We start from the raw sequence: 20,212 nt of genomic DNA on the forward strand, positions 1-20,212 counted from the left end.
GCCGTAGCGTTACTTGGAAGCCTTGTATTCTATGGCAGACGCGAACTGCTGCAACGTAGCCGGCGGCACTTCGCCGAGCACGGTGATCCAGTAGTCGCCGCGACGCTTCACGAGAACGTGCGTCGCACCGGTGCTGCCCGCGCCTTCCTTGCGCGTATTCTTTTCGGCCGGCTCGATGAAAACGGAGATCGTCGCCAGACCGTCGGTGAAGACGGCCTGATCGACCGGAATCGGCGGATCGCCCGCATCGCGCGCAGCCATCGGCCGGCGCACTTCGCGGATCTTCTTGAAACCGGCGACGCTCGGCGCAAGCTGCCAGCCCTGCGCTTCCATGTCGACCGTCGCGACCGGCGGGCGCACGACGGTCCAGCCGCTCAGGTTGCGCATGCCGGCCGCGATCGCGGCCTTGTCGCCGCTCGCACCGCCCGTCTGCAATTGCGAGAACGCAATCTGTTCGAGCACGTGATCGTTCGCATCCAGCGTCTGCGAACGCAGCAGCAGCCCCGTGCGCGCATCGGCCCAAAGCTTGTACGTGAAGCGGTAGGCATCCTTCGGTACGAGCCCGACGACCTGCGCATCGATCCCGGCCACGCGGTCCTTGCCGAGCAACTTCGCATCGTAGACGGACATCACGTGTTCGCCGCTCGCGCCGAGCAGCGCGGGGAACGAATCGCGCGTCTGACGGCGCTCGACCACGCACAGCTTGCGCTCCGGCACGAACGTGTACAGCTCGTCGTTATGCCGCAGCAGCTTGCGCGGCTTGCCGTCGAGCGTCTCGATCCGCTCGAACTCGCCGTCGCGGGACGCGACGTGCGCGATGCGCGACGACTGGACATACCCGCCGCGCTGGTAGACGAACGTGCCCTCGTAGCTCTGCTGCTGCGCCGCCTGCTGGACGCGGTCGAGCCAGTCGGCGGCACCCTTGCGGGTCGCGACGGGATCGTCCGGTTGCTGGGCGCTGGCAGGAAGGGATTGAACGGACAACAGGGCGGCTGCGCAAAGCAGGAGGGCCGGCAGCCGCTTCCATCCGGAGATGGCGTGATTCAACTGCAATGTCCGCATCGGGTTTATTGGCCTGGCGTGGTGGTCACGGCAGCGCGGATCAGCGGCATCGAACCCGTGACGACGGGCTGCTGCGCGAATTGCTGGTGCGCTTCAAGGTATTGGTCGAGACTGGCGTCGCGAATGATGTTGACGTCCTGCAGCCCCGGCTGGGCCGACGCCTGCGCGACCGTCACGCGCTGCAGGTTGCCGCTTTGCGGCGCACCGACCGACGCGACCTGGACGGCGCCCGACGTGCCGGCCGTCTGCAGTTGCGGAACGACGATCCACGTCAGCGTGGCCGCCGCGGCGGCCACCGCGAACGCGGGCACGACGCGCCGGCGCAGCGACAGCAGCTTGCGCGCGACCGGCGCAGCCGCCGGCGCGAGCAGGTGCGGCTCGCTCTCGAGCGCGGCCGACATGCGCGCGGTGAACGCGACGCTCAGCGCGGGCGACAACGCGAGTTCGTCCGAGCGCAGCGCATCGCCGATCAGGTGGTAATGGGCCCACGCAGCGCGATCCGCGCGGTCGAGCTCAGCCAGAAACTGCCCGTGATCCGGGCCATCGAACATTTCGCCGTCGACCAGCGCGGAAAGGCGCTCGCCGCGTGAGCACGCCTGCGACTGCGTATTGACCGACCCCATGATGCTCCCCATCTTGCACACCCCGTCGTGACTTCACGACTCTATCCGTTACTAGACCCCGACCCGCGTCGTTCCGCCCATCGCGCTTACCAGCGCTTGCCTTCGGGCGTATCGAGCAGCGGACGCAATTTGGCAGCGATTGCCTCGCGAGCACGGAAAATCCGCGACCGGACCGTCCCGATCGGACAGCCCATCATTTCCGCGATCTCTTCGTAGCTCAGGCCCTCGATCTCGCGCAGCGTAATCGCCTGGCGCAATTCTTCGGGCAAGGCGGCCATTGCAGCGTTGACCGTCTCGGCAATCTGCTTGCTCATCAACATCGACTCAGGCGTGTTGATATCCCTTAGTTGGTCTGCGTCGGAGAAAGTTTCCGCTTCCTCCGCATCGGCCTCGGTCGAGGTCGGTGCGCGGCGACCTTGCGTCGCAAGGTAGTTCTTCGCCGTATTGACGGCAATCCGGTACAACCACGTGTAGAACGCAGATTCGCCGCGAAATTGCGGCAACGCACGGTACGCCTTGATGAACGCGTCCTGGGCTACATCCTCGACCTCGGCGGGATCCCGCACGAGGCGCGAGATCAGCCGAATGATCTTGCGGTGGTATTTGGAGACCAGGAGTTCGAACGCTGCCTTGTCGCCCTTCTGTACGCGCTCGACCAGAACCTGATCAATTTCTTTTTCACTCACCTGACAAATCCATTAACTAGGGATGCAACGTGGAGCGCTATTGTAGCGTTCCCGCACCGGCCGCTGGTTACGGTCGGTAACCGCGCCGCCGTCATGCCCGCCCCGCCGCACCCGCGGTTCTCGCCAGCACGGACAGCGCGCTGAACGACGCGGCGTCGAGCGCATCGGCCGGAATCAGCAGCGGCCGGGCCCGCCGGGCGCCCTGCCCGACCGACAGCACGAGCAGCAGGCTGCTCCAGTGCGCATGGCCCGTCACACGGCCGCGGGCCAGCAGCCGCCCGGTGCGGCCAAACGCCGCAACTTCCCCGAATGCGTCGATCCGCAACTCGGCCGGCAGCCGGCGGGCGCAGGCCCGCGCGGCGCATACGGCCAGCAGCACGGCCGTCGCGGCCGACACGCATGCGCCGGCGGCAGCGCCCGCGCGCGGCGTCCAGAACAGGTATGCCGACGCGGCAGCCGACGCAACGAACGCGGCCAGCACGACATACGACACGGCCGAGGCCCGCAACGCAAAGCGCTGCGGACGCCCGGCCGGAGCATCGAATGGACTCGTCAAGCGATTTCAGCGTCAGACGCGCTTGAACACCAGCGTGCCGTTGGTACCGCCGAAGCCGAAATTGTTCTTCACGGCCACGTCGATCTTCATGTCACGCGCGGTGTTCGCGCAGTAATCGAGATCGCATTCGGGGTCCTGGTTGAAGATGTTGATGGTCGGCGGCGACACGTTGTTGTGCAGCGCCAGCACCGTGAACACCGACTCGAGGCCGCCCGCGCCGCCCAGCAGGTGGCCTGTCATCGACTTCGTCGAGTTCACGACGAGCTTGTACGCATGCTCGCCGAAGGCCGCCTTTACCGCGTCGGACTCGTTCTTGTCGCCCAGCTGGGTCGACGTGCCGTGCGCGTTCAGGTACTGGGCCTCGTCCGGGTTCACGCCGGCGTCGCGCAGCGCCGCGACCATGCAGCGGCGCGGACCGTCCATGTTCGGCGCGGTCATGTGGTACGCGTCGCCCGTCATGCCGAAGCCCGCGACTTCCGCGTAGATCTTCGCGCCACGCGCCTTCGCCGACTCGTACTCTTCCAGCACCATCACGCCTGCGCCCTCGCCCAGCACGAAGCCGTCGCGATCCTTGTCCCACGGACGGGACGCGGTCGCCGGATCATCGTTGCGGGTCGACAGCGCGCGCGCGGCCGCGAAGCCGCCGATGCCGAGCGGCGACACCGTCGATTCGGCGCCGCCCGCGACCATCACGTCCGCGTCGCCGGCCTGGATCAGGCGCGCGGCGAGACCGATGCTGTGCAGGCCGGTCGTGCAGGCCGTCACGGTCGCGAGGTTCGGGCCCTTCAGGCCGAACATGATGCTCAGGTGGCCCGAGATCATGTTGATGATCGAACCCGGCACGAAGAACGGCGAAATCCGGCGCGGGCCGCGATCGACGTAGGTCTGGTGCGTATCTTCGATCATCGGCAGGCCGCCGATGCCGGAACCGACCAGCACGCCGATACGTTCCGCATTGGCGTCGGTCACTTCCAGACCACTGTCCTTGAGCGCCTGCACGCCGGCGGCGATGCCGTAATGGATGAAGGTATCCATGCTGCGGGCTTCCTTCGCCGGGATGTACTCATCGGCGCTGAAACCCTTCACCTCGCCCGCGAAATGCACGGCGAGGTTCGACGGATCGAACTTCGTGACGGTGGCGATACCGGACTTGCCGGCGACGAGATTGGCCCAACCGTCGGCAACATTATTGCCAACAGGCGAAATCAGCCCCAGGCCTGTAACAACAACACGACGGCGGCTCACGGTAACCTCTTTTCCATTATTGGATGACAAAAACAAAAGCCACAGTGGCCACAGGAACCAGCCCTGCGAGCCCTGTGGCTGTTAGTCCGTCCGGCGCGAAGCCGGCAGGATGGCGCGTCAATCGCGAAGATCGCGGCGACGTTGCGAACAAGCGCGAAAGGCGCTTACGCCTTGACGTTTGCGCGAGCGTAGTCGATCGCTTGCTGAACGGTCGTGATCTTCTCTGCTTCTTCGTCCGGGATTTCCATGCCGAACTCGTCTTCGAGAGCCATCACCAGTTCGACCGTGTCGAGCGAGTCGGCGCCCAGATCGTTCACGAACGAAGCTTCGTTCTTGATCTCGGCTTCCGCGACGCCCAGTTGTTCAGCGACGATCTTCTTGACACGTTGTTCGATGTTGTCCATTACCCCTCCGAGGGAAAGTTCAGATTTACAAGTGCGCGCATTTTATCAGGTTTGCTGACGCCAAAACGCGCGTTGGCTTGATGGCCGATCAAGCGCCGATCCGCCTGAAAAACGGGATACGGCGCGGATAGTAAACGAAAATCGTTACGACATGTACATGCCGCCGTTCACGTGCAGCGTCGTGCCGGTGATGTAACCGGCCTGCGGCGATGCGAGGAACGCGACGGCATGGGCGATGTCCTCCGGGCTGCCGAGGCGGCCGAGCGGAATCTGGGTCTTGAGCGCGGCCTGCTGTTCTTCCGGCAGCGTCTTCGTCATGTCGGTGTCGATGAAGCCCGGCGCGACGCAGTTCACGGTGATGCCGCGGCTGCCGATTTCGCGCGCGAGCGCACGCGTCATGCCCGCGACGCCGGCCTTCGCGGCAGCATAGTTGACCTGCCCCGGGTTGCCGGCCGAACCGACCACCGACGTGATGTTGATGATACGGCCGCCGCGCGCCTTCATCATCGGGCGCAGCACCGCGCGCGACAGGCGGAACACCGACTTCAGGTTGGTGTCGATCACCGCGTCCCAGTCCTCGTCCTTCATCCGCATCGCGAGCTGGTCCTGCGTGATGCCCGCGTTGTTGACGAGCACGTTCAGCGCGCCGAATTCCTTCACGGTCGCGTCGATCAGCGTCTCGGCGGCCGCCGCGTCGTTGACGTTCAGCACCGCGCCGCGGCCCGTGACGCCCGCTTCCGCGAACGCCGCGGTGATCGCGGCAGCGCCCGATTCGCTCGTTGCGGTGCCGATCACCGTCGCGCCCAGGCGCGCGAGTTCGAGCGCGATCGACCGGCCGATGCCGCGCGACGCGCCGGTCACGATCGCAACCTGTTTATCGAGAGTCTTTTCCATGAATCGAATATCCGTCTCTTGAGAAAAGGCGCCGCGTCAGGCGGTCACCAGCTTGAGCGCTTCGTCGAGCGACGCCGGATCGAACACCGACGCACCCGTCAGGTTGCCGTCGATGCGCTTCGTCAGGCCGGCGAGCACCTTGCCCGGACCGCATTCGATCACGTGCGTGACGCCCGTGCCGGCGATGTGCCGCACGCACTCGACCCAGCGCACCGGGCCTGCCGCCTGACGCACCAGCGCGGCCTTGATCGCGGCCGGATCGCTGACCACGGCGACGTCGATATTGTTGACGACCGGAATCTGCGGCGCCTTCACGTCGACGTTCGCGAGATAGTCGCGCAACTGGTCCGATGCCGGCTTGAGCAGCGACGAATGGAACGGTGCCGACACGGGCAGCGGTAGCGCGCGCTTCGCGCCCTTCGCCTTCGCGATCTCGCACGCCTTCTCGACGGCGGCCTTGTTGCCTGCGATCACGACCTGCGCGGGCGCATTGAAGTTCACCGCTTCGACGACGCCCGCTTCCGCGGCTTCGGCGCACACCGCGCGCACCGTGTCGTCGTCGAGGCCCAGGATCGCGGCCATGCCGCCCTGACCGACCGGCACGGCCGCCTGCATCGCCTGCGCGCGGAAGCGCACGAGCGGCACCGCGTCCTTGAACGCGAGCGCGCCCGCCGCGACGAGCGCCGTGTATTCACCGAGGCTGTGACCGGCGACGATCGACGGCGCGTGGCCGCCTGCCTGCTGCCACGCGCGGTAGCACGCGTAAGCGGCGGTCAGCATCACGGGCTGCGTGTTGGCGGTCAGATTCAGCTCTTCGGCCGGGCCTTCGGCGATCAGCTTGCCGAGGTCCTGATTGAGTGCGTCAGACGCCTCCTGGAGCGTCTCGCGCACGACGGCCAGATCGGCGAATGCGTTGAGCATGCCGACTGCCTGCGAGCCCTGCCCCGGAAAAACGAATGCAAATTTCATATCGTCCCCAATTGAATCGATTCGGACGGCGCGCACGAACGGCGCGCCGATGAGATCCGCGCGCAGCAGTCGCGCGCCGCGGATCAGAAGCGGAAGACCGACGCGCCCCAGGTAAAGCCGCCGCCGACACCTTCGATCAGCACGTGCTGGCCACGCTGGATGCGGCCGTCGCGCACCGCGGTGTCGAACGCCAGCGGGATCGACGCGGCCGACGTGTTGCCGTGCTGGTCGACCGTCACGACCATGCGTTCCTGCGGCAGGCCGAGCTTGCGGCAGGTGCTGGTCATGATGCGGATGTTGGCCTGGTGCGGAATCAGCCAGTCGATTTGTTCAGGCGCGAGATTCGCCTTTGCAAGCGCCTCGATCGCAACCTTCTCGAGTACGTTGACCGCGAGCTTGAATACGGCCTGCCCGTCCATGTACAGGAACGCGCTGCCCTCGATCACGCCACGATTCACGTTGCCCGGCGTGCAGAGGATATGCGAATAGCTGCCGTCAGCGTGCAGCGCGCTGCCGAGCACGCCCGGCTCTTCCGACGCGGACAGGATCACCGCGCCCGCGCCGTCGCCGAACAGCACGCAGGTCGTGCGGTCCTTGAAGTCGAGGATGCGCGAGAACGTCTCGGCGCCGACCACGAGCGCCGTGCGATGCTGGCCGCTGCGGATGAAGCTGTCGGCCGTCGCCATCGCGTACGCAAAGCCCGAACACACGGCCTGCACGTCGAATGCCGCGCCGCCGTTCTTGATGCCGAGCTTGTTCTGCAGCAGGCACGCGGTGCTCGGGAACACGAAATCGGGGGTCGAAGTCGCGACGATGATCAGGTCGATCGACTGCGGATCGATACCGGCCATTTCGATCGCACGACGCGACGCCTCGAGCGCGAGATCGCTCGTCGTGACGTCCGGTGCGGCGAAATGGCGCGCATGGATACCCGTGCGCGCAACGATCCATTCATCGCTCGTCTCGATGCCTTCCTTCGCGAGACGATCGGCCAACTGCTGGTTCGTGACGCGGTCGGGCGGCAGATAGCTGCCCGTGCCAAGCACGCGGGAATAGAGAGTCGATTGGGCCATTTATGCTTTAGAGGATTGCGCAGCGGAAGGTTCGGCGTGAGGGCCTGCGGCCGGGCTTGCATGGCCCGCGCCGCCCGCGTCGTGCTCGCCGTCGCCGAGCGACGCCGAATTGTCCGCCATCGCGCGCGCGAGGCGCTCCAGCACGCCGTTTTTGACCGCATCATACCCGCGTTTGATCGCCCACTCAAACGCGTAGGCATCGGCCGAACCGTGGCTCTTGATCACGAGGCTCTTCAGCCCCAGCAGCGCCGCGCCGTTGTACTGGCGGTGGTCGACGCGCTTCTTGAAACGCATCAGGACAGGCAGCGCGAGCAGCGCCATCACCCTCGACATCAGCGAACGGCCGAACTCCTCGCGGATGATGTTGGACAGCATCTGCGCGAGCCCCTCGGACGTCTTCAGCGCGACGTTGCCGACGAAGCCGTCGCACACGATCACGTCGACGGTGCCCTTGTAGATGTCGTTGCCTTCCACGTTGCCGCGGAAATTCAGCGTGCTGGCGCGCAGCAGCTCGCCTGCGCGCTTGATCGTGTCGTTGCCCTTGATGACCTCTTCGCCGATGTTCAGCAGGCCGATCGTCGGCCGCTCCTTGCCTTCGAGCGCGGCCACCAGTGCGTGCCCCATCTCCGCGAACTGCAGCAGGTGCTGCGGCTCGCAGTCGACGTTCGCGCCGAGGTCCAGCATCATCGTGTAGCCGGTCGGGTTCGGCAGCGCGGACGCGATCGCGGGCCGCTCGATGCCGGGCAGCGTCTTGAGTACGTAACGGGAAACGGCCATCAGCGCGCCGGTATTGCCGGCGGAGATGCAGGCCTGCGCCGCGCCTTCCTTGACGTGGTTGAGCGCGACGCGCATCGAAGAATCCTTCTTCTTGCGCAGCGCCACTTCGACAGGGTCGTCCATCGCCACGACTTCGGTGGCGGGCACGATGGTCAGCGCGGGATCGTCGAGGGCTTTCAGCTTCTTGAGCTGAGCGCGGATCGCGCTTTCGATGCCGACGAGCATCAGGTGCGCATCGGGATGCGCGCGGACGAACTTGACTGCCGCGGGAACGGTCACGGACGGGCCGTGGTCGCCTCCCATGCAATCGATTGTGAGCTTTACGGTCATGGAATGCGACGAATTTCAGGCACAAAAAAGCGGCAGTTGAATGCCGCCTTTTTGTTGCGCCAGGAAAGTGTCAAGCGAACCAGTTGTCACGCGAACGGCGAACGTAGCGCGCAACGCGTGACTTGACGCTTAGTCGTTCTTCGTCTTGACGACTTTCTTGCCGCGATAGTAGCCGTTCGGGCTGACGTGGTGACGCAGGTGCACTTCACCCGTGCTCGGCTCGACTGCCAGCGGCGTTGCCGTCAGGAAATCGTGCGAACGATGCATGCCGCGCTTCGACGGCGACTTCTTGTTTTGCTGGACTGCCATGACTAACTCCTAAATAATTTTCCGGATTCTAACACAGCCCGATCCGGCGCTTAACTACCCTGGCCCAAAGCCCTTACGCCTTCCCGCGCCACAACTGCTTAGTGTTTCTTGGTGCCGTCACCGTCCTTCTTCAGCGCTTGCAGCGCTGCGAACGGATTCGGCCGTTTGCCTTCGTCCGCGGCTTCGTCGGACTCTTCGCCCGCCTCTTCCTCAGGACCGCTCGCACCCGACACGAGGCTTTCGTGAACTGCCGGGCAAACCTCGTGCCTGGGCACGAGCGGCAACGAAAGCAGCAACTCCTCTTCGATCAAGTCGACGAGATCGAACTGGCGTGAGCCCACGATCACATCGGCTTCATCGTCGTCGAGCGGAAATTCTTCAGCCTCTTCTTCGGTCGCGACAACGCGGTACACCATGTCGACGCCGAACGTCTGGTCGTACGGGGTCATGCAGCGCTGGCACGTGAGCCATGCCTGGCCATGCACCGCGAGGCGCAGATACGGCTGCTGCCCATCGGCGCCGTCGTCCTGCAATTCCTTCTGCGTGAACCCTTCCGCCTGCCACGTGAAGACCGTGTCGCGATCTGGCGCGTCCGCCGGCACTTCGTTTAACATGCGCGGCAGTTGCGAGAGGCGCACCGCCCCTGCTGCCTGTCGCCCGCTGCGGGCGAACTCGAACAGGTCGACCGCGTGCGGATCAAGCGGCGCCGCAGGTTTGCCAGAAGAAGTGTTCATGTGCGCTCCTGCCTACAGGCTGACTTGCGGGATCCGGCTTGGCGCCGCTCACTCACGTACGGGTACGTACTTTACTTCCGAAGACCCGGCAGGCGCCACCACGGAAAGCCTGCCGACGAAAAGCGGGAAAGCATACCTGTTTTACCTTTTGCGGTCAATCACTTAAGCTTGCGTCCGCACAACACCCGACGACTCACCGATCCAACCGACCATGCCGGATACCGTTTGCCGCCCGCCGCGGCTGATTCTTGCCTCCAGTTCCCGCTACCGCCGCACGCTCCTCGAGCGCCTCGGCGTGCCGTTCGACGTCGTGTCGCCCGACCTCGACGAAACCCCGCTCGACGACGAAACTCCGGCCGCGACCGCCTTGCGCCTCGCCGGCGCGAAAGCGCGTGCCGTCGCCGCGACGATCGACGCGCCGGACGGCGTGCTCGTGATCGGGTCGGACCAGGTCGCGACCTTCGACGGGCTCCAGATCGGCAAGCCCGGCACGCACGAGCGCGCGCTCGCGCAGCTCGTGTCGATGCAGGGCCGCGAAGTCGAATTCCACAGCGCACTCTGCCTGTACGACAGCCGCACGGGCGAGGCGCAGGTCGAGGACATCATCACGCGCGTGCGCTTCCGCTCGCTGCCCGAGGCCGAACTCGACGCGTACCTGCGCGCGGAAACGCCGTACGACGTCGCCGGCAGCGCGAAATCCGAAGGGCTCGGCATCGCGCTGCTCGACGCGATCGACTCGGACGACCCGACCGCGCTCGTCGGCCTGCCGCTGATCGCGCTCACGCGGATGCTGCGCGCCGTCGAATATCCGCTGTTTGCAACCACCCGTGGAGACCGCGCATGACGGCCGGCACGCTTTATCTCGTCCCGAACACGCTTGGCGAGGGCGACGAATCGATGCTCGCCGCCGTGCTGCCCGCGGCCGTGCAGGCACGCGCCGGCACGCTCGGCTATTACATCGGCGAGAACGCGAAAACGACGCGCGTCTTTCTGAAGAAGATCGGCACGACGCGCCCGATCCAGGAAATCGAGATCCGCGAGCTGAACGTCAATACGCCGGCCGGCGAAATCGACCGGCTGCTCGCGCCCGTGCTGGCTGGCGCGGACGCCGGCCTCGTGTCCGAGGCCGGCTGCCCGGCCGTCGCCGATCCCGGCGCATTGCTGGTACGCCGCGCGCACGAGCGCGGCGTGAAGGTCGTGCCGCTCGTCGGACCGAGTTCGATCCTGCTCGCGCTGATGGCGTCGGGCCTGAACGGCCAGAGCTTCGCGTTCAACGGCTACCTGCCGGTCGACGCGGCCGCGCGCGCGAAACGCCTGCGCGAACTCGAGCAGCTGTCGCGCAAGGCGCGCCAGACGCAGATCTTCATCGAGACGCCGTACCGGAATCACGCGATGCTCGACACGCTGATTGCGACCTGCGCGCCGTCGACGCAGATCTGCGTCGCGGCCGACCTGACCCTCGCGACCGAGACGATCGCGAGCCGCACCGTGGCGGACTGGAAAAAGGCGCCTGCGCCGAATCTGCACAAGCGTCCTGCGATCTTCCTGCTGCTCGCGAACTGAAGCCGCGGCCGGCCAGCGGGCCATCATGGCCCGCCGGACGCCGGTCAGCGCAGGCTGAACGACGCGCCGCCGGCCGTCAGAGCCTTCATCGCGGCGCCGCCGACGGCGGCGCCGAACTTGCGTGCGACGCGGTTCGTCAGACTTTCCTTCACCGTATAGTCGACGAGATCGGGCGCCTTCAGCACGTCGCGCGCGACCGTGTCGGTCGTGCCGTAGCCGTCGGCAAGCCCGAGTTCGACGCTCTTCTCGCCGGTCCAGAACAGGCCGGAGAACATGTCGGGCGTCTCATGCAGACGCTTGCCTCGGCCCTCCTTCACGGCCTTGATGAACTGCGCGTGCACCTGGTCGAGCAGCGCCTGCGCATGCGCGTCCATCTTCGGCGTCTCCGGCGAGAACGGATCGTAGAAGCCCTTGTTTTCGCCCGACGTGTGCAGGCGCCGATCGACACCGAGCTTGCCCATCAGCCCGGTGAAGCCGAAACCGTCCATCAGCACGCCGATCGACCCGACGATGCTCGCCTTGTCGACGAAGATCTTGTCGGCCGCGGCCGCGATGTAATAGCCGCCCGATGCGCACATGTCGGTCACGACGACGTACAGCGGCTTGCCCGGATGCTTCGCGCGCAGCCTCCGGATCTCGTCGTAGACCATGCCGGCCTGCACGGGGCTGCCGCCCGGGCTGTTGATCCGCAGCACGACGCCGACCGTGCCGTCGTCGTCGAACGCGGAGCCGAGCGCCGTATTGATGTCTTCGGCATTCGCATTGACGCCGGCCGCGATCTCGCCGTCGATCGTCACGAGCGCCGTATGCCGCCCGCTCGACGATAATTTCGAATCGCTCGAGAAATCGATCAGCGCGAACGCGAGCAGCACGAACACGCCCAGGAACGCGAAGCGGAAGAAAATCTTCCAGCGCCGCGCCGCGCGCTGTTCCCTCACGGCTGCGAGCGCGATCCGCTCGAGCGCCGCGCGCTCCCAGTTCGGTTCACGGCTGTCGGGACGGGAGGAGGAATCGGGGGAATTCGGTTGGTCGGCCATGCGGTGTTGTCGTCAGTCGGTCGTGGCGGGAGCGGCGGGAGCGGCGGGACGCAGGTCGGCGTCGGGCACCCAGAATACCGCACGCCCGTCGGGCGTGTCGCGTTCGTCGACCTCGACCGGCCGCAGGCGGGCGCCGCGGCACGGGCCGCCGACGCACTTGCCGGTATCCGGCGCGTAGATCGCGCCGTGCGTCGCGCACATCAGGTACAGGCCCGACGACTCGAAGAACTGCCCTTCGGACCAGTCGAGCTCCATCGGCACGTGTGCGCAGCGATTCAGGTAACCGTATGCGCGACCGTCGTAGCGCACGAAGAACACGACGGCCTGCTCGCCGCGCAGCGTCGCGTCGACGCGCACGCCGGCGCCGCCGTCGGCCAGCGTGTCCGATGCGCACACGCGCACGGCGTCCGGCGCCGCGCTCATGCGTGCTCCCGCAGCCACGCAGCCAGCGCGTCGACGTCCGGCGCGACGAAGCGCGGCGCGAGCGCAGCCAGCGCGTCGGCCGTGTGCGCGCCGTATGCGACACCGACGCCGGCCGCTCCGGCGCTCGCGGCCATCTGCAGGTCGTGCGTCGTGTCGCCGATCATCACGGTGCGCGCAAGATCCTGCCCCAATTCCCGGCAGAGTTCGTGCAGCATCGCCGGATGCGGTTTCGAGAACGTCTCGTCCGCGCAGCGCGTCGCGTCGAACAGGCTCGTCAGCTTCGACTGATCAAGCACGCGGTTCAGCCCGACCCGCCCCTTGCCGGTCGCCACGGCGAGCAGGTAGCCCGTATCGCGCAACTCGGCGAGCAGCTCGCGCACGCCGGCGAACAGCTCGATGCGCTGGTCGTCGAGCAGATAGTGATAACGGTAGCGCTCGGCCAGCCGCGGATAGTCGGACGGATCGAGGGTTGGAGCGGTAACCTGCAGCGCATCGCGCAGGCCGAGGCCGATCACGTAGCGCGACGCCTCGTCGGATGGCGTGGGCAGGCCGAGGTCGCGGCATGCGGCCTGGATGCTGTGCGCGATGTGCGCAGTCGAATCCATCAGCGTGCCGTCCCAGTCGAAGACGATCAGGTCAAATTGCTGTCGAGCCATGCGGTTCAGGCGGTATCGCGCAGTGCGCTGAGTTGGTCGAGGAAGCGCCGGCATTCGTCCGGCAGCGGCGCATCGAACTGCAGCGCCTCGCCGGTCAGCGGATGGTTGAGCCGCAGCCGGTGCGCGTGCAGGAACATCCGTTTCAACGACGGCTGCGCATTCGCGCGCGCCAGCGCCTTGTTCAGTGTGAAATCGCCATACTTGGCGTCGCCGGCGATCGGCAGGCCGAGATGCGCGAGGTGCACACGGATCTGATGGGTCCGACCCGTTTTGAGTTCCGCTTCGACGAGCGCGTAGTCGGGCCAGCGGTCGACGAGGTTGAACACCGTATGCGACGGCAGCCCGTCGTCCTGCACGCGCACGCGGCGCTCCCCTTCCGGGGTCGAATACTTGAACAGCGGCACCTTTACCGCGCGGCGGCGCCCCCAGTCGGGCTGCCATTCGCCGTGGACGCATGCGAAGTAACGTTTGTCCATCCGGTTCTCGCGGATCTGTTCGTGCAGGCCCACGAGCGCCGTGCGTTTCTTCGCGAGCATCAGGATCCCGGACGTCTCGCGGTCGAGCCGGTGCACGAGTTCGAGGAATTTCGCGCGCGGGTGCGCCTGGCGCATCTGCTCGATCACGCCGAACGCGACGCCGCTGCCGCCGTGCACGGCGACCCCGGCCGGCTTGTCGATGACGAGCATCGCGTCATCCTCGTACAGCACGTCGAAATTCGCGGGCGGCACGATGGGCGTGTCGGCGCGCGCGAGGTCCGCCGCCGCCACGCGCACGGGCGGCACGCGGACGACGTCGCCGAGAGCGAGACGGTACTGCGCATCGATCCGGCCCTTGTTCACGCGCACTTCGCCGCTGCGGAGGATCCGGTAAATATGGCTTTTCGGCACGCCTTTACAGACGCGCAACAGGAAGTTGTCGATCCGCTGACCGGCCGAGTTTTCATCGATCTCGATCATCGATACCTGGCCGCTTGCGACCGAATTCTGGGATATTTTGCCTAACTCATTCATACTGAATATAATTTTGCCCAGCCTGACGTTGAGGGTGGCCTGACCGGCCGGCCCCGACCGAGTCGGGCAAGGTGCAAGCGGAAACCATTATTTTACTTGCGCCGGGGGTCCGCTGCTCGCCCCTAATCAAAGAGATGCAGCAAGTTGCACGCACGGCGCCGCCCGTCGGCAAGGATCGCGCCCACAGGCGGATTCGGTCGGCAAGGCGCCGCGGTAACGGAAAGTTGGTTGAAAAGAATTTGATCGGCAGCCCGACGGCGCGAAGTGCGTCCGCAGGCTGCCGGTTGCGAAAATTACGGCGTTGCGCCCGATTTGGCCCCGCGAAGCGTGCGGGGCTTGGCGACGTCAAACCAGGGAAGTACACCCCAAGCGGGAAAGTCGGGCTGGATTCGATACTCCCCGCTGCGGCCCAAGCCGCAGCATCTGCCGCCCGTCGGCGCGCGCGACGCATTGCGCGCGCCCGTGGCAATGCCCGGACTCAGGCTTAGCGCGCTTTTGTGCAGCGTGCGGTGTGTGAACGCCGTGCTTTGAAGCCGTATTCGCAGGTGCCCTACGGCCGCCGGCCCCGTCTTTCGGGCCCAAGCGCCTCTTCAGGCAATTCTCCCCGCCATCGTTCCCGCTCCAGCGTGCTTGTGACAACACAACAAGGTGCGGCCTGCCGTCGTTCCCGCCCTCGCGACTGACAACCGCGAGGCGTCGGCTGCGGAGCCGCCTGGAGTCGTTCATGAAACGCATGCTGTTCAATGCGACGCAGCAGGAGGAGCTGCGCGTCGCCATCGTCGATGGGCAAAAGCTCATCGACATCGACATCGAGACAGCCGGGCGCGAACAGCGCAAAGGCAATATCTACAAAGGTGTCGTCACCCGCATCGAGCCGTCGCTCGAAGCGTGCTTCGTCAACTACGGCGAAGATCGCCACGGCTTCCTGCCGTTCAAGGAAGTCGCCCGCCAGTACTTCAAGGAAGGCATCGACATGCGCTCCGCGCGCATCCAGGATGCCCTGCGCGAAGGCCAGGAGCTGATCGTCCAGGTCGAGAAGGAAGAGCGTGGCAACAAGGGCGCCGCCCTCACGACCTTCATCTCGCTCGCCGGCCGCTACCTGGTGCTGATGCCGAACAATCCGCGCGGCGGCGGTGTATCGCGCCGGATCGAGGGCGACGAGCGCCAGGAACTGCGCGAAACGATGTCGCAACTGCAGATTCCGGACGGCATGAGCATGATCGCCCGCACCGCGGGCATCGGCCGCAGCGCCGAGGAACTGCAGTGGGACCTGAACTACCTGCTGCAACTGTGGCGCGCGATCGAAGCGGCGTCGCAAAGCGGCAACTCCGGCCAGCCGATGCTGATCTACCTGGAATCGAGCCTCGTGATCCGCGCGATCCGGGACTACTTCCAGCCCGATATCGGCGAAATCCTGATCGACACGACCGAGATCCACGATCAGGCCCGTGCGTTCATGGATATCGTGATGCCGGACAACGTGTCGAAGGTGAAGCGCTACCACGACGACGTGCCGCTGTTCTCCCGCTTCCAGATCGAGCACCAGATCGAAACGGCCTACTCGCGCACGGTGCCGCTGCCGTCCGGCGGCGCGATCGTGATCGACCATACCGAAGCGCTCGTCGCGATCGACGTGAACTCGGCGCGCGCGACCAAGGGCGCGGACATCGAGGAAACGGCGACCCGCACGAACCTCGAAGCGGCCGACGAAGTCGCCCGCCAGCTCCGCCTGCGCGACCTCGGCGGCCTGATCGTGATCGATTTCATCGACATGGAATCGGCGAAGAGCCAGCGCGAAGTCGAGCAGCGCCTGAAAGACGCGCTCAAGCATGACCGTGCACGCGTGCAGATGGGCAAGATCTCCCGCTTCGGCCTGATGGAGCTGTCGCGCCAGCGCCTGCGTCCGGCCCTGTCGGAAGGCAGCCACGTGACCTGCCCGCGCTGTAACGGCACCGGCCACATCCGCGATACCGAATCGTCCGCGCTGCAGGTCCTGCGGATCATTCAGGAAGAAGCGATGAAGGAGAACACCGCGGCGATCCACTGCCAGGTGCCGGTCGAGGTGACCGCCTTCCTGCTCAATGAAAAGCGTCAGGAAATCAACAAGATCGAGTCGCGCTTCAAGGTCGGCATCGTGCTGATCCCGAACAAGCACCTCGATACGCCGCACTACAAGCTCGAGCGCCTGCGCCACGACGACGCGCGCCTCGACGATCCGCGCGCGTCCTGGAAGATGGCCGAGGAAGCTGCCCGCGAACTCGAGTCGGAAACCGGCTACAGCAAGCGCACGGCAGAAGTGAAGCCGAAGCAGGAAGCCGCGGTCAAAGGCATCACGCCCGAGCGCCCGGCCCCGAGCCCGGCGCCGCAGCGCCCGGTCGAGCCCGTTCCGGCCCCAGCACCTGTCGCCGCGGCAAGCGGCGGTTTCATCGGCTGGCTGAAGGGCCTGTTCGGCATGTCGCCGACTCCGGCGCCCGCACCGGTTGCTCCGGCACCGGCGAAGGAACCGGCGGCCCGCCCGGCTCGCGAGCGTACCGAGAAGACCGAGCAGCGCGGCGGCGATCGCAACCGCAACCGTCGCGGCGGCGCCCAGCAGGCGCAAGGCGGGCGCGACCAGGCAGCAGCAGGCCGTGGTCAGCCGCAACGCCTGGAGCGCGAAGGCAAGGAAGCGCGCGAACCGCGTGAAGGCCGTGAGCCGCGCGAGGGTCGCGAGCCGCGTGAAGGTCGCGAAATCCGTGAAGGTCGTGAGGGCCGCGAAGGTCGCGAGGGCCGTGGCCAGCGCGAAGGTCGCGAACCGCGCGAGCCGCGTGAAAGCCGTGAGCCGCGTGAACCGCGCGAGAACCGCGAACCGCGCGAGCGTGCCGAGCAGCCGGAAGGCGTCGACGCAGCAGGTCGTGGCGAGCGCCAGGAACGCGGCGAGCGTCGCGAGCGCGGCGAACGCCGCAAGCCGACCCAGCATGCGGCCACGCTCGAGACCGTCACCCGTGGCGAAAACCATCCGGAACCGGAAACCGACAAGGCCGTTGCAGAAGCCCTGCCCGGCGCCGAGCTGGCAGCCGATGCGGAAGCCGGCGCGCGTGACGGCGAGGAACGTCGCCGCCGCCGTCGCGGCCGTCGCGGCGGTCGTCGCGAGCGCGACGAAGACGGCGCAGTCGTCGACCAGGCCGAGCAAGGCCCGAATGGCGAAGCCTCAGCGCAAACCGTGACGCCGGAAGCACCGGCCGCTGCCGAACCGGCCCACACGGCCGCACCGGCAGTCGTCGCGGCCGTGGCAGGCGCCGTCGTCGTCGAAGCAGCGGTCGAGCAGCATGCTGCGCCGGCCGCTGTCGAAGCTCAGCCGGCACCGGCACACGTCGAAGCGGCTCCGGCCGCTCCGGTCGAGCCCGCGGTCGCCGTCGAGGCAGCAGCAGAACCGGCACCGGTCGCACCGGCGCTCGACATGGAAGCCGGTCCGGCTCCGGTCGCGGTTTCGCCGACCGACGCGTTCGAAGTGCCTGCGGTACCGGCAGCGGCGCCGGCCGCTGTCGAGGCGCCGCAGTCCGCGCCCGTCGAGCCGGCCGCACCGGTCGTGACGACCGAAGCCGCTCCGGTGGCTGTCGAGCCGGCGCATGTCGAAGCGGCACCGGTCGAGGCCGTTGCAGCACCTGCACCGACTCCTGCCCCCGCGCAACCGGCAGCCGCGCCCGCTTCGGCGAGCCTGGATGTCGTGCTGGAGCAGGCCGGTCTCGTCTGGGTGAACACGGACGCCGACAAGTTCGCCGCTGCCCAGGAAGCCGCATCGCGCCTCCCGCGTCCGGCGCGCGTGCCGCGCGAACGCAAGGCGCTGCCGCCGGTCGATACGGCCCCGATGCAGCAGGTCGAAACGACGCACCACTGACCGGCGCATCGCCCGACCAGGAAAAGCCCGCCTCCGGCGGGCTTTTTCACGTCCATGCTGCGGGTTTCCGCCCACCGGACCGGGCGGCCGCTTGCGGCTAAAATACAAGTCTGGCTCGCACTTCTTTCAACATGTCCCGACGCATCATTCCTCTCGCCGACGTCAGCGGGGTGCCGGACGTCTCCGGCGTCGCGCATGCCCCCGACGGCACGCTGGCCGACACGTTCGCCAGGCCGCTGCGCGACCTGCGCATTTCGGTGACGGACCGCTGCAATTTCCGCTGCGTGTACTGCATGCCGCGCGCGGTCTTCGACAAGGACTACCCGTTCCTGCCGCACAGCGCGCTGCTCACGCACGAGGAAATCGAACGCGTGGCGCGACTCTTTGTCGCACACGGCGTCGAGAAAATCCGCATCACGGGCGGCGAGCCGCTGCTGCGCAAGAATCTCGAATTCCTGATCGAGCGCCTCGCGCGCCTGACAACGCATGACGGCCGCCCGCTCGACCTGACGCTGACGACCAACGGCTCGCTGCTCGCGCGCAAGGCGCGCGCGCTGAAGGACGCCGGGCTCACACGCGTGACGGTCAGCCTCGACGCGCTCGACGATACGCTGTTCAAGCGCATGAACGACGCCGAGTTCGCGAGCGCCGACGTGCTCGACGGCATTTTCGCGGCCCAGGCCGTCGGCCTCGCGCCGGTCAAGGTCAACATGGTCGTGAAGCGCGGTACCAACGACGGCGAGATCCTGCCGATGGCCGAGCGTTTCCGCGGCACCGGCGTGATCCTGCGCTTCATCGAATACATGGACGTCGGCACGTCGAACGGCTGGAACATGACCGAGGTACTGCCGTCGGCGGACGTCGTTGCGCGGATCGCCGAACATTTCCCGCTCGTGCCGCTCGACGCGCACACGGCGGCCGAAACCGCGCAACGCTGGGGTTATGCGGACGGCAGCGGCGAGATCGGCGTGATCTCGAGCGTCACGCAGGCCTTCTGTGGCGACTGTACGCGCGCGCGGCTGTCGACTGAAGGCAAGCTGTACCTGTGCCTGTTCGCGTCGACGGGCCACGACCTGCGCGCGCTCGTGCGCGGCGGCGCAAGCGATGCCGAGATCGCGACCGCGATCGCCCGCATCTGGCAGGCGCGCACCGACCGCTATTCGCAACTGCGCGGCAGCGCGTCGGCCGAACCCGCGCCCGACGGCGCCGGCAAGCGCGTCGAAATGTCGTATATCGGCGGCTGACGCACGCCGCCCTTTCCGCCTTCGCACGATGCCCGTTTCCGCCTCTCCCTCGATCGCCGGCCTGCTGCTCGCAGGCGGGCGCGCCACGCGCATGGACGGCGTCGACAAGGGCCTGCAACTGCTCGACGGTACGCCGCTCGCGCTGCACGTGCTGCGCCGGCTCTCGCCGCAGGTCGACGAGACGCTGATCAGCGCGAATCGCCACGCCGATCGTTATGCGGAGCTCGGTACGCCGTTCGACGCGCGCGTCGTCGCGGACGAAACACCCGATTTCCCCGGCCCGCTCGCGGGCCTGCTCGCCGGCATGCGGGCCGCGCGCGCGCCGCTCGTCGCGTGTTCGCCGTGCGATACGCCGTTTCTGCCCGCCGACCTGGTCGCGCGGCTGCATGCGGCGCTCGACGCGCAGCAGGCCGACATCGCGATGGCGGTCACTGTCGATGCGCAGCAGGCGCGCTCGCCACAGCCGACGTTCGCGCTGCTGCGCACGGCGCTGGCCGACGATCTCGCCGCGCGGCTTGCAGCCGGCGACCGCAAGGTGCGTGCGTGGTACGCACGCCACAAGACGGTCGAAGTCGAGTTTCGCGACGAGCGTGCGTTTTACAATGCCAACTCCTGGCAGGAACTCGCCGCGCTGGCTCGTCGCTGACGGCGCCCGCGCCGTTCCCGCCCGGCGTCCACCGCACGCGAAACCCGCGCCCAGGCACCCTCCTCGCGCCACCGGCCACGAACCCGATACGCCTCGC

21 protein-coding genes are annotated in these 20,212 nt (G+C 66.9%); 5 read left to right on the forward strand and 16 right to left on the reverse strand.

Annotated elements, in window-relative coordinates:
- Window positions 1–9: 9 nt before the first annotated feature.
- From AC3WLY_RS17555 to AC3WLY_RS17610, 12 genes are all read right to left on the reverse strand, one after another.
- Window positions 10–1,062: a MucB/RseB C-terminal domain-containing protein gene (locus tag AC3WLY_RS17555; RefSeq protein WP_492309157.1), complete on the reverse strand. Its 1,053-nt coding sequence runs from the start codon at window positions 1,060–1,062 to the stop codon at window positions 10–12.
- A 5-nt stretch (window positions 1,063–1,067) separates the two neighbouring features.
- Window positions 1,068–1,685, reverse strand: a complete 618-nt coding sequence (locus tag AC3WLY_RS17560) for a sigma-E factor negative regulatory protein (protein WP_175962306.1) — start codon at window positions 1,683–1,685, stop codon at window positions 1,068–1,070.
- 86 nt (window positions 1,686–1,771) lie between these two features.
- The gene (rpoE, locus tag AC3WLY_RS17565) at window positions 1,772–2,371 is read right to left on the reverse strand and encodes an RNA polymerase sigma factor RpoE (RefSeq protein WP_034183098.1); all 600 of its coding nucleotides are present in this window, start codon (window positions 2,369–2,371) and stop codon (window positions 1,772–1,774) included.
- Window positions 2,372–2,462: 91 nt separating this feature from the next.
- Complete coding sequence (locus AC3WLY_RS17570) at window positions 2,463–2,927, reverse strand: hypothetical protein (RefSeq protein WP_175962305.1); 465 nt, start codon at window positions 2,925–2,927, stop codon at window positions 2,463–2,465.
- 12 nt (window positions 2,928–2,939) lie between these two features.
- On the reverse strand, window positions 2,940–4,172 hold the full coding sequence (gene fabF, locus AC3WLY_RS17575) for a beta-ketoacyl-ACP synthase II (protein ID WP_175962304.1): 1,233 nt from the start codon (window positions 4,170–4,172) through the stop codon (window positions 2,940–2,942).
- A gap of 164 nt (window positions 4,173–4,336) precedes the next feature.
- The gene (gene acpP, locus AC3WLY_RS17580) at window positions 4,337–4,576 is read right to left on the reverse strand and encodes an acyl carrier protein (protein WP_004197638.1); all 240 of its coding nucleotides are present in this window, start codon (window positions 4,574–4,576) and stop codon (window positions 4,337–4,339) included.
- A 144-nt stretch (window positions 4,577–4,720) separates the two neighbouring features.
- Window positions 4,721–5,470: a 3-oxoacyl-ACP reductase FabG gene (fabG, locus tag AC3WLY_RS17585; RefSeq protein WP_072436003.1), complete on the reverse strand. Its 750-nt coding sequence runs from the start codon at window positions 5,468–5,470 to the stop codon at window positions 4,721–4,723.
- 36 nt (window positions 5,471–5,506) lie between these two features.
- Entirely contained in the window at window positions 5,507–6,439 is a 933-nt protein-coding gene (gene fabD, locus AC3WLY_RS17590) for an ACP S-malonyltransferase (RefSeq protein WP_492309156.1), read from the reverse strand.
- A gap of 83 nt (window positions 6,440–6,522) precedes the next feature.
- Complete coding sequence (locus tag AC3WLY_RS17595) at window positions 6,523–7,512, reverse strand: beta-ketoacyl-ACP synthase III (RefSeq protein ID WP_175962302.1); 990 nt, start codon at window positions 7,510–7,512, stop codon at window positions 6,523–6,525.
- The gene (gene plsX, locus AC3WLY_RS17600; protein WP_425130298.1) at window positions 7,513–8,619 is read right to left on the reverse strand and encodes a phosphate acyltransferase PlsX; all 1,107 of its coding nucleotides are present in this window, start codon (window positions 8,617–8,619) and stop codon (window positions 7,513–7,515) included.
- Window positions 8,620–8,748: 129 nt separating this feature from the next.
- Window positions 8,749–8,928 (reverse strand): 50S ribosomal protein L32, encoded by a 180-nt coding sequence (gene rpmF, locus AC3WLY_RS17605; RefSeq protein ID WP_006759765.1) that lies wholly within the window; start codon window positions 8,926–8,928, stop codon window positions 8,749–8,751.
- 98 nt (window positions 8,929–9,026) lie between these two features.
- Window positions 9,027–9,662 carry a DUF177 domain-containing protein gene (locus AC3WLY_RS17610; RefSeq protein WP_347063743.1) on the reverse strand — a complete coding sequence of 212 codons (636 nt, stop codon included), beginning with the start codon at window positions 9,660–9,662 and terminating at the stop codon, window positions 9,027–9,029.
- Between the two features lie 211 nt (window positions 9,663–9,873).
- Here AC3WLY_RS17610 and AC3WLY_RS17615 point away from each other — a divergent pair, with 211 nt between their 5' ends.
- Window positions 9,874–10,506, forward strand: coding sequence for a Maf-like protein (locus tag AC3WLY_RS17615; protein WP_175962300.1), 633 nt, complete (start codon window positions 9,874–9,876; stop codon window positions 10,504–10,506).
- Window positions 10,503–11,225, forward strand: a complete 723-nt coding sequence (locus tag AC3WLY_RS17620; protein ID WP_034183089.1) for an SAM-dependent methyltransferase — start codon at window positions 10,503–10,505, stop codon at window positions 11,223–11,225. The genes AC3WLY_RS17615 and AC3WLY_RS17620 overlap by 4 nt, the downstream gene beginning before the upstream one ends.
- Before the next feature lie 44 nt (window positions 11,226–11,269).
- Here AC3WLY_RS17620 and AC3WLY_RS17625 read toward each other — a convergent pair whose 3' ends face one another.
- Genes AC3WLY_RS17625 through AC3WLY_RS17640 form a run of 4 tightly spaced genes read right to left on the reverse strand, consistent with a single transcriptional unit; the run spans window position 11,270 to window position 14,351 of the window.
- Entirely contained in the window at window positions 11,270–12,262 is a 993-nt protein-coding gene (locus tag AC3WLY_RS17625; RefSeq protein ID WP_175962299.1) for a S49 family peptidase, read from the reverse strand.
- A 12-nt stretch (window positions 12,263–12,274) separates the two neighbouring features.
- A complete protein-coding gene (locus tag AC3WLY_RS17630; protein ID WP_492309155.1) occupies window positions 12,275–12,685 on the reverse strand; it encodes a Rieske (2Fe-2S) protein in 411 nt (136 codons plus the stop codon).
- On the reverse strand, window positions 12,682–13,341 hold the full coding sequence (locus AC3WLY_RS17635; RefSeq protein WP_175962297.1) for an HAD-IA family hydrolase: 660 nt from the start codon (window positions 13,339–13,341) through the stop codon (window positions 12,682–12,684). The genes AC3WLY_RS17630 and AC3WLY_RS17635 overlap by 4 nt, the downstream gene beginning before the upstream one ends.
- A 5-nt stretch (window positions 13,342–13,346) precedes the next feature.
- The gene (locus AC3WLY_RS17640) at window positions 13,347–14,351 is read right to left on the reverse strand and encodes an RluA family pseudouridine synthase (RefSeq protein WP_175962296.1); all 1,005 of its coding nucleotides are present in this window, start codon (window positions 14,349–14,351) and stop codon (window positions 13,347–13,349) included.
- Window positions 14,352–15,075: 724 nt separating this feature from the next.
- Between AC3WLY_RS17640 and AC3WLY_RS17645 the strand changes: the two genes are divergently transcribed.
- The 3 genes from AC3WLY_RS17645 to mobA all read left to right on the forward strand — a co-directional run bounded on the left by AC3WLY_RS17645 (window position 15,076) and on the right by mobA (window position 20,115).
- Entirely contained in the window at window positions 15,076–18,225 is a 3,150-nt protein-coding gene (locus AC3WLY_RS17645) for an Rne/Rng family ribonuclease (RefSeq protein ID WP_492309154.1), read from the forward strand.
- Window positions 18,226–18,356: 131 nt separating this feature from the next.
- Complete coding sequence (gene moaA / locus AC3WLY_RS17650; protein WP_425130295.1) at window positions 18,357–19,469, forward strand: GTP 3',8-cyclase MoaA; 1,113 nt, start codon at window positions 18,357–18,359, stop codon at window positions 19,467–19,469.
- A gap of 28 nt (window positions 19,470–19,497) precedes the next feature.
- The gene (gene mobA / locus AC3WLY_RS17655) at window positions 19,498–20,115 is read left to right on the forward strand and encodes a molybdenum cofactor guanylyltransferase MobA (protein ID WP_425130294.1); all 618 of its coding nucleotides are present in this window, start codon (window positions 19,498–19,500) and stop codon (window positions 20,113–20,115) included.
- The last annotated feature ends 97 nt before the right edge of the window (window positions 20,116–20,212 follow it).

It is taken from the genome of Burkholderia sp. FW306-1C-G01B (genome assembly GCF_058781685.1).

Coding starts and splice junctions, on each gene's coding strand:
- moaA (WP_425130295.1), top strand. CDS start 18,357: ATGTCCCGACGCATCATTCCTCTCGCCGACGTCAGCGGGGTGCCGGAC.
- AC3WLY_RS17620 (WP_034183089.1), top strand. CDS start 10,503: ATGACGGCCGGCACGCTTTATCTCGTCCCGAACACGCTTGGCGAGGGC.
- acpP (WP_004197638.1), bottom strand. CDS start 4,576: ATGGACAACATCGAACAACGTGTCAAGAAGATCGTCGCTGAACAACTG.
- rpmF (WP_006759765.1), bottom strand. CDS start 8,928: ATGGCAGTCCAGCAAAACAAGAAGTCGCCGTCGAAGCGCGGCATGCAT.
- AC3WLY_RS17560 (WP_175962306.1), bottom strand. CDS start 1,685: ATGGGGTCGGTCAATACGCAGTCGCAGGCGTGCTCACGCGGCGAGCGC.
- AC3WLY_RS17630 (WP_492309155.1), bottom strand. CDS start 12,685: ATGAGCGCGGCGCCGGACGCCGTGCGCGTGTGCGCATCGGACACGCTG.
- AC3WLY_RS17645 (WP_492309154.1), top strand. CDS start 15,076: ATGAAACGCATGCTGTTCAATGCGACGCAGCAGGAGGAGCTGCGCGTC.
- plsX (WP_425130298.1), bottom strand. CDS start 8,619: ATGACCGTAAAGCTCACAATCGATTGCATGGGAGGCGACCACGGCCCG.
- AC3WLY_RS17610 (WP_347063743.1), bottom strand. CDS start 9,662: ATGAACACTTCTTCTGGCAAACCTGCGGCGCCGCTTGATCCGCACGCG.
- AC3WLY_RS17555 (WP_492309157.1), bottom strand. CDS start 1,062: ATGCGGACATTGCAGTTGAATCACGCCATCTCCGGATGGAAGCGGCTG.
- fabG (WP_072436003.1), bottom strand. CDS start 5,470: ATGGAAAAGACTCTCGATAAACAGGTTGCGATCGTGACCGGCGCGTCG.
- AC3WLY_RS17615 (WP_175962300.1), top strand. CDS start 9,874: ATGCCGGATACCGTTTGCCGCCCGCCGCGGCTGATTCTTGCCTCCAGT.
- AC3WLY_RS17625 (WP_175962299.1), bottom strand. CDS start 12,262: ATGGCCGACCAACCGAATTCCCCCGATTCCTCCTCCCGTCCCGACAGC.
- mobA (WP_425130294.1), top strand. CDS start 19,498: ATGCCCGTTTCCGCCTCTCCCTCGATCGCCGGCCTGCTGCTCGCAGGC.
- AC3WLY_RS17640 (WP_175962296.1), bottom strand. CDS start 14,351: ATGAATGAGTTAGGCAAAATATCCCAGAATTCGGTCGCAAGCGGCCAG.
- fabD (WP_492309156.1), bottom strand. CDS start 6,439: ATGAAATTTGCATTCGTTTTTCCGGGGCAGGGCTCGCAGGCAGTCGGC.
- AC3WLY_RS17635 (WP_175962297.1), bottom strand. CDS start 13,341: ATGGCTCGACAGCAATTTGACCTGATCGTCTTCGACTGGGACGGCACG.
- AC3WLY_RS17595 (WP_175962302.1), bottom strand. CDS start 7,512: ATGGCCCAATCGACTCTCTATTCCCGCGTGCTTGGCACGGGCAGCTAT.